The organism is Mycoavidus cysteinexigens, from assembly GCF_003966915.1.
In the GTDB taxonomy this organism is placed as follows: domain Bacteria; phylum Pseudomonadota; class Gammaproteobacteria; order Burkholderiales; family Burkholderiaceae; genus Mycoavidus; species Mycoavidus cysteinexigens.
The window spans coordinates 1,651,508-1,663,773 of record NZ_AP018150.1 but is presented as its reverse complement, the minus strand read 5'-3'; the positions used below and the strand labels follow the sequence as shown (position 1 = coordinate 1,663,773).

Here is a 12,266-nt window from a genome sequence, read left to right as displayed (position 1 = left end):
GTTTACTGATGGGGGTTACAAACGGTGGTTTTACGCACCACGCGCACGACGCGGTTCGCATAAAAGCACGGTTTAATCTGGTATTCGGTTAATGCTGTGCTGCCTAGCACGCGGCGTACGGCTTCCTTAAAATTACTGTGGCTTTGGTCTTCGGCTTGAATCGGAATATCTTGGTTTACATCCCACACTAAATGCCAGTTCTCTATTTGCGCCCAGCGCGTCAGGAGTCGTCGTAAATTTTCATCAGAGCGTTTGACTTGCCACAGCGTGGTGGTGTGCTGGTGTGGTTCTGGTTGAGTTTTTTCAGGTATTTTTGGGGTATTTGTGGGCAGAAAAATTGCCTTTGGCGCTGTGGTTTTTACGGTTTTGTCAGGCCAGGCTGCCGCCATATAGGGTTTGGCGTTTTTGCGCCAAGCCTGCGCGCGCTGCTGACCTAGACGAAAATACAAGCGTGATGCAAACTGGTTGACCACAATGTAAGGCGGTTCTACGCGCCAATGGAGCAAAATTTGCCCATCAGGTTGGTCAGCCAGAATGGCTGGTGTAGAGACGCCGGCACGAAATTGTAAATAGAGTTGCTGGCCGTTATCAAAGACTTGGATTGGAGCAACTTCTGGCGCGCCTGATATCTGCCAGTCGAAATGATAAGTTTTAGGCGTTTGCGTTTGGAGCCTAGACTCTTGGATGGGGGAGGCATAAAGTGTTTGGCTTGAGTCGTATAAAAAGCTCAGTAACGCAGGCATGATCAAAAGCAGCGCAGATAAATTTTTCATAGAACGTCTTCGTAATTGGCAACCACAGCGGGAGGAAGCACCATATCGCGCGCGACAATAATGGTGATTTTTTCACCGGGCGACAAAGTGAGCGTGGGTTTAATATTTTGGTGTTGATCGAGCAGGCGCCGCGCGATGTCTGAAAGGGTTTGTGCGGCGGTTTGAGAAAATGTCGAAGGCAATGCTGAGCCGCTCACATTGATCGTCACATGCGGCGCTGCTGAGGGTTGGCGGCCGGCCCAGGCGGCCACGCCTGCGACTAGAAAAGCCTGGCTGAATTGACGCAGAAAATGGTTGTTTACATGAGCTTGCAAGCCGGATGATCCACTGCGGTCGATGGCTGGGACGCCGCCAATATCTAAGTATGCTCCGCTTGGGAAGTTCATGCGGTTAAAGGCGATGAGCAAGCGGCTTTGACCCACGGCAACATCGGCGTTACTGATTCCTACCAAAATAGTGCCACGCGGAATCACCTTGAAATGGCCGCGCACGCTGTCATAAATATCCCGCGTCACCATGGCGCGCACCGTCCCGGGCAGGTCGCTGTTGACGCTTTGCAGGGTGACCACCGGGATCGGTTCGCCCATCATCAGCAGATAAGGTGAGGCGGCGCTGGTTGGCATCAGAGGTAGGCTACTGGCGTAGGTGTTTTGGTGACGTAACCAGTGTTCGTCACGACTGATTGCTGGAGCCGCGCTAGCGTGCTGGTTGAGTAGTTGCTGCAAAGCTGTGGTAGAGGGCGTGGGAGGGGGTGGCGCGCTGGCTGTGGGCGGCACAGACAATGGCGCAAGCTGGGTTGAATACCCTGGATGATCCCCTGACGCGTGGTGCTCCGCCGCCTCATAGACCGCCATATCCGTGTCGTCGTTAAGCGCGGCGCGGGCCCGTTCAAGCGTGAGTTTTTGTTCGTTGTTTAAAGGATCGAAGGGAATGTTCGGGGCGGGTAAGGTGTATGCGGGCGGCAGTGGCGGCGCGATAATGAGGGGCGCTTTGGGTTTGATTTGATCTTCGGTTTTCTCTTGTAGTTGGGCGTGATAGGCGCGCTCGGCCTGTTGGCGCAGGGCCGAGCGTATATCATTGGCATTTCCAGCAGATTGCATCCGGTATTCAGCATGGTGTTGCAAAATTTCTCGTTGCGCGGGAGCGTGGGCCGCGCCAGTGAGGCGGCGCGCCAGCACGATGGCTAACATAGAAATCATTAATACCGTCAGTAATACTTGGACGAGATTGCGTTTAACGCGCTGGATTTGACGCGGTGTAGTGGCATTCGCTAAGAAGGGGGGCGCCATTTAATGCTCCCACAAATGATTGATTTGCGTACCTGTCGAGCAGCCCCAAAAACCGCAGGTCCGGCGTGGGTTGTGATAGATGCGGACTTCATCTTTGCCGAGTTTAAGCAGTGCGCCATGGCCAAGCATTTGCCGAATGACAAAATAATCACCTTGGACCATAAAATTAGCTAACTCCACCGCGCCATCTTGAGCCAGCATAAAGATGGCTGGAATTTCTTGAATAGACGGCATTTTTAACCAAGTGAAGCGGCCATCGTCAAAGACCGCAAGCGGCTTGAAGGATGCTTTACCTTTAACCGTATAGTCAAAATTGGCGCGCTCCAAGTTTAATGGTAGGTGCGTGCTGGTCTGATGCGGCCGGTGGCTTTTTGCGGATTCAGATAAGCTGGCACGTGTGCGTTGGGTTGGTGGTTTGGCGTTGTTCTCTACGTTAGTCGTGGTCTCAGGCGTAAACCCATCTAGCTGATCGCTCTCCTGATGCTGCCAAGATACGCGTTGGTAATATTGATCTGCGTTTTGTTTGAGCATCAATTCATAACGACGTTTGTTCGTGATAATGGTGGCGGTATTGGCGAGCCCCGCTAGCTTGGGTTGGATAAAAAAGTCGCGCCGCGTTACTGCGGTTTTACGGTGCCAGCTTTTAGGATCGGCTAAATAGATGCCGATGATGGCTTCGTCTTCTTCAAACTCAAGATGCGTGAGCCGTCCGGTTTGCGTCAAAATTGGATAGGTGTAGTCTGGGTCGTATGTATATACGACTAATTTGGGATCAAGCGCTGCCGGCTCAGCCCGCATCAGGTCTGGCAGTGAACTCGGAGGTACTGGATGAGTTTTAGCGGCGTGCGCGGTGCTAAGGAGCAAAGCCGTTAATAATGCGGTGATAGGTTGGTAAAGAGAGCGCTTGCCACGCTGGAGCAATTTCATGATGCAGAGTGAGTTGAGGGGTTAGGGCCGTAATAGGGGGTAAGCGTGAAATGAGTTACCATTAAACCGATTGGATTAGTGCGCCGCTGCTGTTCGTCAAAGCGTTCGGGGGCCAGGATGAGATTCGCCGTTAATACTTTTTGCGCGCGCTTAGTCTCAATCCCATCGATGCGTTCAATTAGAGTAAGGACCATATAGGCGATCCCTCCTTCGTTAGCGTATGAAGTTGAATTTTCCACTACTTCGCGGGTTAGTCCAGGCTGCTTGGCGAGCCGCTCGGCGACGCGATCAGTCTGGGCAAAATATTCAGTGAAGACCTTGGTTGCGGCGCCGACTGTCCAGGCGGCTGCGGCAGGTATATCGTTTTCTTGAGTTTGCTTTTGATCAGGCTTGATCGAGAGCATATGCGTCGCCCAAATACGCAGAAAGTAGGTGATATTGGCGGCATTTGGCGTAAATTGTTGGGCCACTCGGGAAGATAAATAAACCGCTCCAGAAGTTTCATCATGCTCGATAAAATAAGGGCGTGGGCCAGCGTTTTTGAGGAGTTGCAGGAGTGCAATGGTTTCAATTAAGGCCAATATGAAAAATCCTGCTGCCGCTAAGCGCGCCCATTTGGCATTCAGTAGTGGCTTCTGGAAATAAGCAAACCAGGCCTGGCTGGCGGCTATTGTTGCGCCAGGAGGGGGAGCGTTTTCTGTTTGAGAAGAAGGTTTTGAGAGTGGCATCGTAGCGAAGCTCCTATGATTTATCGCCGATGGTTGGGGGGTAGAGGCCCCGCCATCCGGCTAGGTCCAAACCCTTGAAAATTAAGTGCGCCATGGCCTGAAACGATCCCTTGAGCAATTTGTGGCACTTGCCACATCATGTAGGCCCCCACGCTAGAGGTGAAGGCAAGTCCAAGCATCGTTAGGCAATGAAAATCGAGTTGAGAGCTGACATAAGGGCCAACGCCTGCCCCGAGTTGCACAACGAATTTCTGCATGGCGGGATTGATGCCAGCTTGGACAATTGTCAGCATGAGCCAAGCGATCACTTTGTATAAACCCGCAACGATGATGAATCTTAGCCAGCCGTTAAATAAGAATTCAGTGGCTGGAAAAATATACCAAGGCAGTAAAATAGGACCTAGGCAAAAGCCAATTGCCAGCAAGAAGGATGACATTTGGGCGACGAGCATGAAGGCCACAGCCATTTGAGCAATCGCTAGCACCGCAATGACTTTGAATATGAATGACAATAAGACAAACGATAAATTGCTTAAGGTATCGAACCAACTGTTTTTCTTGTTTGCGCCGTGGCCAAGATGGCAAATTCGTTGGTTGCCGGCCAATTGTGCGTCATCGTCGGCGAGCTTGGGTAATTCTTCACAGATACTGCTTGCATCAGCGCGGGTCAGCGAGAAAATAGTTTGAGCGGCGCTCCATAGGGTCCGCACGGTGTCGACTGGAGCGGCGCTATTGGCGCTAATCTGCTGGGCGGTTCGCTCCATATTACCGATGAAAAAATCGCGTACGGTGTCTGTCCAAGCCGTTAACATTAAAAGAAGGATGGCGACTTTAACTAATAAATTTAACTGGTTAACAAAATAGTCGATGGTGGTATCCGCCAGCATCCACATCAGGGTATGCCAAGTTGTCATCACCAGACCCAGAACCAACAGCAATTCAATCCCTTCGCTAATAAATTTTCCGTATAGCTCAAGACCAACCTTTTGCATGAGCTGGAAGAGTTCATTGACAATGCCAAGCGGATCGTTTGCATTCATTTGAGCGACCTTATGCCAGTGGCGCAATGTAAAGCGATCACAAAAAGCAAGCCGGCGAACGCCAAAATGCCAGTGGGCAACAACGTGGGTTGCTCTAGCGTTAGGCGGCAACAGGCCCAAGCCAACGATAAGCGGGGTTTATGAAAACCTCGCGGTGCGCGCAATTCTTCTATGGCGGCCTGTGGGGAGGCATTTGCATAGCGTTGATAGGCGCGCTGCAAGCGAAAAATTTCGTTGCGGTTATGGCATAGTTGATAAGTTACCCACCGCAAAAATAGGGGCATCGCTCGCTTTCTCAACGGCTTAGGGTTGCTCTTGCAAGACATGGAATGGACCATTATGGATAAGTTGGCGCTCATGCGTATCGAGTTGGCGCGCTTGTGCCTGGCGCGCCCGGATTAAATCGAAGTGGATGCGGTCGCCCCATTCTTGTTCTTGCCGATCTTTGCTTTGCATGGCTAATTGGCGTTGCATCAAAGCGCGTAATTCGAGCATTTCAGCCGCTAAGATGGAGGCTTGTTGGTTGAGTAGCTGGAGACCTTGGATGGTGCTCGTGATACCCGGAATTTGACTGGATAGGGTGTGTACGCTGCGTGCGCGGTGAGCGAGGGTATCTAATGCGGCTAGATCTTGTCGCCATTGATGCTGATACAGGCCGTCTCGACTTTTGGCTAAATTGCTATGGGCGGTTAGCCATTGCTCTGGAGTCAGGTTTAGCTGGGCGATTTCGCTTAGGCTACGTTTAAATAAAGCGCGTGTTTGATGCGCAGCTTCTAGTAATGCCTCAACTGAATCGGCAAGTTGCATAAACATCTGCAATTGATGTCGCCAGGGAGCCATGATTTGCTCAAGAGCGTGGGCTGGAAGTTGCGCGAGATTTTGCAGCATTGCCATGTATTGCTGCACACGCGTAATGTGTGCCGTAATATTTTGCGTGACCATTGCGCTTTGTTGGCTGACGCTCGTCAGCAGTTCAAAGTGGTTCATCATTTGCGTTAATTCAGTGGCGCCGCCTATGGTTGCTCCAACGCCACCGCCCGCTAACGTCAGTTTTGCCGAACCGAGGGCGATGCAGCACACCAATGTGCGCCAGCCAGGTTTGTGCAATTTAGCGTGTCGCATGGGTCATTTCTGCAAAATAGCGGGCGCGCCAGGCTGGGTGACCTGAGCGGTAGTGGCGCTCGAAGATGGCTTGTGCGCTCAGCTCGCTGCGGAGTATGGCAAGTGTGCGAAGATCTAACGCCAGTGAAATGCGGCGTGCAAATCCATTTTTTTGGGTGATGAAATAGTCGCGTTTGCGCGTGCCTTTTTCAATGCCTTGGATCTGGCCCGCATGTAACCCCAAACCGGTTTCAAGCGCGGCACGTTGTGACGGGTTGAAGCTGCCGCTAGGAGGCAGGAAAATACAGGTTGGCACATTGTCGCGTAGGCTCGGATAAACGGGTGAATGCAGGTAACTTTCGGGGGACTGTGTATCCATCCAGACGCTACCTAACTTTTTGCGCAAGGTACTGATCCAATCCACGATTTTTTTGGCAAAGCGTGGGTTATCAAGCAAATGCCATACTTCAGGCAAACCGATAAAGGTGGGGGCTATGGCGCCGTTTAGCCGGTTCATGGTTAGGGTATCGTCCAGCCGATAAAAGCATAGATCGAGCAGAGGAGGGGCGACCAAAGGGTGGTGAATAATTTTGCCGACCTCTATGCCAATCAGGTTGGTCGCGGTGAAGCTATCTTCAAGGTTGTCAAAGTAATGGGCGTAAGCGCCGTCGCCCACCCATGAAGCCAGTTGTCGTTTGAACGGTCCATCAGGGAGCTGGCTATAGATCGCGCAGAGGCGCCAAAGCGCGCGATCAATGTTGCGGGTTGCGCGCAAAACGTTGAGCAGCTGCATGTCGTCTTGTGCGCCAGGCTGATAGCCGCGTAAGCTGCCTAGAAATAAAATCCAGTCTTTAAGCCATTCTAAATGGCGTTCATGCGCGAGTAAGGCGATTGGATTAAAGCAGGCGGCGCTCTCTCCACGTTCTGGAGCAATATCTAAATAAGTGCCGCCTTGCATCAGCACCGGGATGCGCGAAGAGTAGTCTTTATCGAATAAATAGATCGTCGCCCCGCTATATTTGCGAAACAGCGTCCAGCTCAGGTTGAGAAACGAGGTTTTGCCAGAGCCGGAGTCGCCGCAGAGCAGCACATGCCCGACATCATCAAAATAGCCGGTGAAATGAAACGGGGTGCCATATTCGGTTGGAAAGGTCGCTAATGCTGGGCAAGCGATTCCCATTTCCCGGCTGAGGTGCAAGTTATAGCGTTCTCCTTGCGCGACAGTACGCAGCGGCGCAAGCCGCGCGAGCACTTGGGCATCAATAAAAGCCCAGCGCGCGCATTCGCGCCACATACCGGGAATGGTTACGCTAAAGGCTGAGAGGGCATGGAGTTTTTCGCGCACAGGAGTGAAATGGGCGGTGCGCAAGATAGCTTCAGCGGCTTTACAGGTGGCGCTTGCTTGCGCATAAGCGGTGTGTTCGGCGCTGGCGGATTGAATAGAATCCGGTCCGCCAGCTTCAAATACCGGTGACCAGGCCAGGATAGAGAGGTTGTACCAGCCGTATGCTTGTTGTCCCATTGACACTTCGCCATGCAGCGCATCCGTTTCGCTGGCGGCTTGGGCACGGGCTAAGTTGTGCCGCACCTGGTCAGAATTCCCTTTTTTTAAAGCGGCGCTGAGCAATCCGCGCACATCCAGTTGCCGGTTATCGTGATACTTGCGCATACTGTTGATAAAGCGTTCTGCGCGGGCCTGACTGGCGAGGCGATAAACCTGGCTGATGGTGAGTTCCCCCTGAATTTTGAGGAGGTCGTCAAGGGTTGTGGGAGCGACCTGGTCAGGCCAGTTTTCGCGGGCCACTGGGATGCTGAGCGCAACCGCGTAACGTTTGCGGCCATTGCTTTCAAAAGATAAAAAATCATGGCCCGGGATGATCTCCGTATCAGGTAGCGCAAGATCCAGAAAAGGATGGTCGGATAGATCCACGCTGGTTTGATTTTCTGCACAAGGGGAGCACGTGGCATGTAAGAACGCACTCAATTGAGCGCCGCTTAAACGACTGCATTTCAGGTTAGGCAAGCCAGCCAGCAAGTGACCTAATAATGCTTCGAATTCTTCTATTTGATGGTGCAGTTCTGCGGCAGTATAAGCAAATGCGTACTGATCAGAGAAAGTGCCGCGCAGCGCTTGCAAGAGTGATTTGTAAAGCGGCAAGCCATCATGAGATAAAGCATGCGAGAGCCTGCCTGAGAAGCGGTCTAGACCTGCTTCAGGTGGACGGATGATTGTCAGGTAGTGACGGTTTAAATGACTGCCACTTTGCGCAAAAGCCTGCCGTCTTTCATCGTCGACAATCTGAGCATAAAGATCGGGTAGCGGTAGCGTGTCATAGCCGCTAATGCGCCGGCGCTGCACGGTCCACCAGAGTGTCAGAGGTTGGCGGCTTAGGCTAATTAAAGTTTGGGTTAAATCTTCAATCAATTTGAGCATCTCGCCAGCCGTGATGCTATCGGTATCAGGGCCGCTATATTCAAAAGCAGCGAGCAATGAAGAATCTTTACAAACTACAGTAGCTGGATTGCACGCAAAAAGCCAAGGCACTAATTCAGAGCAAGTGCGTGTATCAGAGCTGCGGCGTTGGCCTGGCGAATCTTGCTCCAAAGCACTTGTTTTGGGTGGCTTAAGTTTTAACATAGATGTTTCCGGGCAAAGCCTAATGGGCGCTGATTGCGTTTTTGCAAGAGCTGCTGACGCGGTTCGTAATAGTCCGCTTGGTGGCAGTATTTGAGGTAAATATCGATCAAATCAGGATCTCGTTGGCTGGCGAGCCAAATGCTGCCGTAGCCTGGCAGCGCCGTGAGTAGAACCCAATAATTGCGCAATGTAGTGGCAACTAAAAAGACGAGAATCAGCAGCAGCGCGAGCATGCGCTTATCCACTGCGAGTAAGCGCTGGCGTTCAAGCAGAACTTTTTTGACTTGAGCGTTAAGAGATTGGCTTGAGCTAGGCATAAGTATTGTGTTGCCGTTTTATAGTTAACTGCAAACCGGAGAACGGCCAAAGATGGTCGTCCAGAAAATCGGGAGGTTAAAGATTACGAGCGTTGCCGCTACGATGCGCAACATCCATAACTTAATCGAAGATGATCTGTCATCTAGCATCCATAAAATGATGGCGAGAGCGCATGAACCGATACTGACAAAGGTGATTAGTTCGTCATCGATGACTTGTTTGTAAAAGCGGCATAACCCTCCGCCCCAGATTCCGGCGTAAGCATAAGTTGACCAGGTGCATAACAGTCCAGTCAGGAAGATAATCTGCGTTCCAGGTTTGCGTTTATTGAACGGTGTCATAAGTAGAGGTTTCTTGCTGAATTTTGGAAAATAGCAGGCGGGTTTGATAGTAATTGTCTTTGATGCCAAGGATTTCTCGGATCTCCCAAGGGCCTCTTAGAACGCCTGCACGCTGGGTTTGCACTACATAGCGGAAAGTCGCCGCAATCTGCTGGCGTAGATCGGCTAAAGGCCAGGTTTGTGCTTCAGGAGCCATCCGCACTAAGGTTTCAAGACGGGTGAGCGCTAGTTGGCAGGAGTCGGCGTGAAATGAAACGACTGAACCAGGATGACCAGTATTCAGCGCATTAAGCAAGTCAAATGCCTCTGCTCCCCGAATTTCACCGATGATGATGCGCGTAGGTCGGCAGCGTAGCGCCAGACGCACGAGCTCGCGTATGTTAGCGCCTTGCGCTGGGTGCGTTTCAAACGCTACATAATTGGGGACGCAGACTTGCAACTCACGCGTATCTTCAATCGTGATGAGTCGGTCATCCGTCGGGATGACTTCGATTAAGGCATTAAGCAGCGTGGTTTTACCTGATGAAGTTGCACCGCAGACCAGCAAATTTTGGCGCATATGCATGACCCACTCAAAGAAATGCTGCAGCGCTTGGCCGCCACTTTGCATCGCGCGGCGTAAAGCTGGATTCAACGATGTGGTGGGCGGCGCAGGCTGTAATGAGTTGTGCGAGGCCTGTGGCCAGGCGTCAAAAGCTCCGTTCTGCACATAGTGCTGTAAGTGTAGACGGTGCACGCTATGTTTGCGGATACACAGCATTGGACCATATATCGAAACGGGTCGGCGCGCGGTAGCGATGCGTAGACCCGGTAGCCAGCAGTCCATCATCAATGCATCTGGCTTATGATTTAAATTGGCTAGTAACGTAATGGCTGCTTCGAGACTCGTTTCAGTTAATTTTATGTCGTCCAGATAAAGCGTATTGCCGTCGCGCTCAAGCCAAATATTATCGTAACGATTGATCATGACCTCTTGCACGTTTGGATCATCCAGGAAGCGGCGAATGGGCCGTAAATGTTCATTCAGAACGTGTTGAGCTACTTGAGCAGCGGATTTGTCCATGTCTCGCATTTTCTGGGGCTTCAAAAAAACCCACCGGACGGGGATCACGCCCGGCGGGAAAGACCTGTCGGCGCAAGAGGAAGCGACCGACAAAACGTAATTTAGAAAATGGATTGACCGCTGTCTGTAGTTTGCCTGCACAGTGTATTGACGCGTTGTGCAGGCAGTTTTTAAGGTTTAGGGTTATTGGGTAACCAAAGGTAATGAAAAGGAGTGCTTGGCCTGGCGCTGAAGTTTTTCAAAAAAGCAAAAAAAAACAATGAGTTGGAGAATCGAATTAAGCTGGAGAAATAAAAATTAAAATCTTAAAATCGGCTTAAAAAAGATTATAAGCAAGCAGAAAAACTTTATAGTTTAATTGCGTATCGTCGTTTATGTCACTAAGTTGTATGCATCGCATATCCGCTTTGTGTGCATCCAAATTTCTGCTCATGCAGGCTTTTTGCCTACAGTGATATTTTTCATTATGCGGGAGTCGATATGGGTCGCTTTTAATTAGCGATAAGTAACCGAATCTAGAACACTAAGAAACTCTTGGCGAGTCATTTTTAGCTATTGGTTTGTCTGACCATAAAAGTAATGATTCGGTTATCGTTTAACGGTTTCGTGGATGAAAGGTTAAAAAGATAGTTTGTTTATATCTTAGCGCTTTATATTCTACTGCGGTGAGGAAAATGTATGAATCGTATTCAATCGTCAAGAGGATCCGAGGGTAACAACGGACCACTCGAAACAGTAACATCAACACCTGCGCCAAAAAGAAAGCGGGATGAGACACGGTCGTGGCTAGAAACGGTACTTAACAAAGAAGTTGTCGACCCGAAAGGTAAAAGGAGGGAATATAACATCGTGCAGTTTAGCGTGAACAATGCGCTAACGTCGGATGGGCCGCGATTACGTTGGAACCCAGAAAATGATAACTTCATTCTCAGCGGCGTAAAAACATACAAGGATTTTTTGGCTGCTTGCAAAGAGAGAGGAGACACCGTTTTTCCTGGACAAACTACATTTAATAAGAGACGGGGAGAATTATTTCCCGACGAAATACGGCGGCGGAGTCCGAGAGTGCAGTGGACGGACCAGCATAAAAAGATCATCCAACAAATGTTAAAACTTCCTATAATCACCTGGGAGTCAGAGGGGCGTAAGGACGTTCAACAGTTCAATGAGTTCAAGCGATTGTGTCATGAGAAAGGATTGACATGCCCTTTTTCTATGGAACAGTTTAAGAGCAAAATGCGGTCATCGATAAATAAGAGCCATATGCAACCATCGCTAAAGCCATTGCGTTTTATAACAGTTCAATTTACGAACCGAAAAGAGTAGAGGAAAGGGTTTTTGTGAAAAAACCTGATGTTATCGAACCCGCAACCGTATTTTGTGCAATTGCTTGATCCAAAACGCAAAACGCGTAATAAGCTTGAAAACAGTGTAATGGTTACGCGGTGCGCAGTACTTAGCATTATGAGGATTGGGTAGAGATAGAGGACTTTAGCCATGAGACTTCTAAAAGGAACTTGATCGACGCTGTAGCTACCAATAGGCGGCCTATACCTATTGCATCAGATTGCTTAAAAGCCGCATATCAAGCGTAAATGGAGTAGGTTGCCCAAGCTCAATCTTAGGGAAATCGGGATGCTTCGGATTCAGTATGTAATTCAATTCGGTTGGGATAATCACACTAGGAACCGCAAGTACGGCACTCTGTCCAGTATTAACCCAGGTTGCGCCAATCATTTGTAGCGTACTGCGCGCCGCGGGTTCGCGCCAGTTGCTGGGGAGTTGTGGCAAGTCGAGGGCGGCAATCAGTTGCTTGGGCACTTTGGCTGGAATCATCAGATAACGAGCGCGTAGCGGCATATCTTGCGCAAGCATTTCTAAGGCGGCCAGCGACTGACTTTGGGCCGTATAAATAACGGAAATTCCTTTGGGATTCCAGCGCCCGCCATATAAACGCGCCCCTTCACCCGAAAAAGCTGTGGGGGCATGCTGCTCAACTACAATCCGCCAAACGGTTAGCATGGATTATGCACACCAGAGCAGTGTTA

General features: G+C 50.4%; 13 protein-coding genes. 1 reads left to right on the top strand and 12 read right to left on the bottom strand.

Going from position 1 to position 12,266, the window contains the following annotated elements:
* Positions 1 to 2 precede the first annotated feature (2 nt).
* Genes MCB1EB_RS06960 through MCB1EB_RS06910 form a run of 11 tightly spaced genes read right to left on the bottom strand, consistent with a single transcriptional unit; the run spans position 3 to position 10,218 of the window.
* Positions 3 to 773: a TrbG/VirB9 family P-type conjugative transfer protein gene (locus tag MCB1EB_RS06960; protein WP_052393575.1), complete on the bottom strand. Its 771-nt coding sequence runs from the start codon at positions 771 to 773 to the stop codon at positions 3 to 5.
* On the bottom strand, positions 770 to 2,062 hold the full coding sequence (locus tag MCB1EB_RS06955) for a TraB/TrbI/VirB10 family type IV secretion system protein (protein ID WP_045361829.1): 1,293 nt from the start codon (positions 2,060 to 2,062) through the stop codon (positions 770 to 772). Before MCB1EB_RS06955 ends, MCB1EB_RS06960 begins: the two co-directional genes overlap by 4 nt.
* On the bottom strand, positions 2,063 to 2,989 hold the full coding sequence (locus tag MCB1EB_RS06950) for a TrbG/VirB9 family P-type conjugative transfer protein (protein ID WP_052393576.1): 927 nt from the start codon (positions 2,987 to 2,989) through the stop codon (positions 2,063 to 2,065).
* Entirely contained in the window at positions 2,986 to 3,717 is a 732-nt protein-coding gene (locus MCB1EB_RS06945) for a VirB8 family type IV secretion system protein (RefSeq protein WP_045361832.1), read from the bottom strand. The genes MCB1EB_RS06950 and MCB1EB_RS06945 overlap by 4 nt, the downstream gene beginning before the upstream one ends.
* A gap of 20 nt (positions 3,718 to 3,737) precedes the next feature.
* Entirely contained in the window at positions 3,738 to 4,757 is a 1,020-nt protein-coding gene (locus MCB1EB_RS06940) for a TrbL/VirB6 family protein (RefSeq protein ID WP_026921916.1), read from the bottom strand.
* Positions 4,754 to 5,041, bottom strand: a complete 288-nt coding sequence (locus MCB1EB_RS06935; protein WP_026921915.1) for a hypothetical protein — start codon at positions 5,039 to 5,041, stop codon at positions 4,754 to 4,756. Before MCB1EB_RS06935 ends, MCB1EB_RS06940 begins: the two co-directional genes overlap by 4 nt.
* Before the next feature lie 19 nt (positions 5,042 to 5,060).
* The gene (locus MCB1EB_RS06930) at positions 5,061 to 5,879 is read right to left on the bottom strand and encodes a TrbJ/VirB5 family protein (RefSeq protein ID WP_052393577.1); all 819 of its coding nucleotides are present in this window, start codon (positions 5,877 to 5,879) and stop codon (positions 5,061 to 5,063) included.
* A complete protein-coding gene (locus MCB1EB_RS06925) occupies positions 5,866 to 8,496 on the bottom strand; it encodes a VirB4 family type IV secretion system protein (RefSeq protein WP_045361836.1) in 2,631 nt (876 codons plus the stop codon). Before MCB1EB_RS06925 ends, MCB1EB_RS06930 begins: the two co-directional genes overlap by 14 nt.
* Positions 8,490 to 8,813 carry a VirB3 family type IV secretion system protein gene (locus MCB1EB_RS06920; protein WP_126353936.1) on the bottom strand — a complete coding sequence of 108 codons (324 nt, stop codon included), beginning with the start codon at positions 8,811 to 8,813 and terminating at the stop codon, positions 8,490 to 8,492. The genes MCB1EB_RS06925 and MCB1EB_RS06920 overlap by 7 nt, the downstream gene beginning before the upstream one ends.
* Positions 8,814 to 8,837: 24 nt before the next feature.
* Positions 8,838 to 9,155 carry a hypothetical protein gene (locus tag MCB1EB_RS06915; protein WP_126353935.1) on the bottom strand — a complete coding sequence of 106 codons (318 nt, stop codon included), beginning with the start codon at positions 9,153 to 9,155 and terminating at the stop codon, positions 8,838 to 8,840.
* Positions 9,139 to 10,218 carry a TadA family conjugal transfer-associated ATPase gene (locus tag MCB1EB_RS06910; protein ID WP_045361840.1) on the bottom strand — a complete coding sequence of 360 codons (1,080 nt, stop codon included), beginning with the start codon at positions 10,216 to 10,218 and terminating at the stop codon, positions 9,139 to 9,141. Before MCB1EB_RS06910 ends, MCB1EB_RS06915 begins: the two co-directional genes overlap by 17 nt.
* Positions 10,219 to 10,896: 678 nt before the next feature.
* On the opposite strand from MCB1EB_RS06910, the gene MCB1EB_RS06905 reads away from it, so the two are divergent.
* Entirely contained in the window at positions 10,897 to 11,544 is a 648-nt protein-coding gene (locus MCB1EB_RS06905) for a hypothetical protein (RefSeq protein ID WP_045361842.1), read from the top strand.
* A gap of 228 nt (positions 11,545 to 11,772) precedes the next feature.
* On the opposite strand, the gene MCB1EB_RS06900 is transcribed toward MCB1EB_RS06905, so the two are convergent.
* The gene (locus tag MCB1EB_RS06900; protein WP_045361846.1) at positions 11,773 to 12,240 is read right to left on the bottom strand and encodes an RES family NAD+ phosphorylase; all 468 of its coding nucleotides are present in this window, start codon (positions 12,238 to 12,240) and stop codon (positions 11,773 to 11,775) included.
* Between the last annotated feature and the right edge of the window lie 26 nt (positions 12,241 to 12,266).

Coding starts and splice junctions, on each gene's coding strand:
- MCB1EB_RS06960 (WP_052393575.1), bottom strand. CDS start 773: ATGAAAAATTTATCTGCGCTGCTTTTGATCATGCCTGCGTTACTGAGC.
- MCB1EB_RS06955 (WP_045361829.1), bottom strand. CDS start 2,062: ATGGCGCCCCCCTTCTTAGCGAATGCCACTACACCGCGTCAAATCCAG.
- MCB1EB_RS06900 (WP_045361846.1), bottom strand. CDS start 12,240: ATGCTAACCGTTTGGCGGATTGTAGTTGAGCAGCATGCCCCCACAGCT.
- MCB1EB_RS06945 (WP_045361832.1), bottom strand. CDS start 3,717: ATGCCACTCTCAAAACCTTCTTCTCAAACAGAAAACGCTCCCCCTCCT.
- MCB1EB_RS06950 (WP_052393576.1), bottom strand. CDS start 2,989: ATGAAATTGCTCCAGCGTGGCAAGCGCTCTCTTTACCAACCTATCACC.
- MCB1EB_RS06940 (WP_026921916.1), bottom strand. CDS start 4,757: ATGAATGCAAACGATCCGCTTGGCATTGTCAATGAACTCTTCCAGCTC.
- MCB1EB_RS06920 (WP_126353936.1), bottom strand. CDS start 8,813: ATGCCTAGCTCAAGCCAATCTCTTAACGCTCAAGTCAAAAAAGTTCTG.
- MCB1EB_RS06905 (WP_045361842.1), top strand. CDS start 10,897: ATGAATCGTATTCAATCGTCAAGAGGATCCGAGGGTAACAACGGACCA.
- MCB1EB_RS06915 (WP_126353935.1), bottom strand. CDS start 9,155: ATGACACCGTTCAATAAACGCAAACCTGGAACGCAGATTATCTTCCTG.
- MCB1EB_RS06925 (WP_045361836.1), bottom strand. CDS start 8,496: ATGTTAAAACTTAAGCCACCCAAAACAAGTGCTTTGGAGCAAGATTCG.
- MCB1EB_RS06935 (WP_026921915.1), bottom strand. CDS start 5,041: ATGCCCCTATTTTTGCGGTGGGTAACTTATCAACTATGCCATAACCGC.
- MCB1EB_RS06930 (WP_052393577.1), bottom strand. CDS start 5,879: ATGCGACACGCTAAATTGCACAAACCTGGCTGGCGCACATTGGTGTGC.
- MCB1EB_RS06910 (WP_045361840.1), bottom strand. CDS start 10,218: ATGGACAAATCCGCTGCTCAAGTAGCTCAACACGTTCTGAATGAACAT.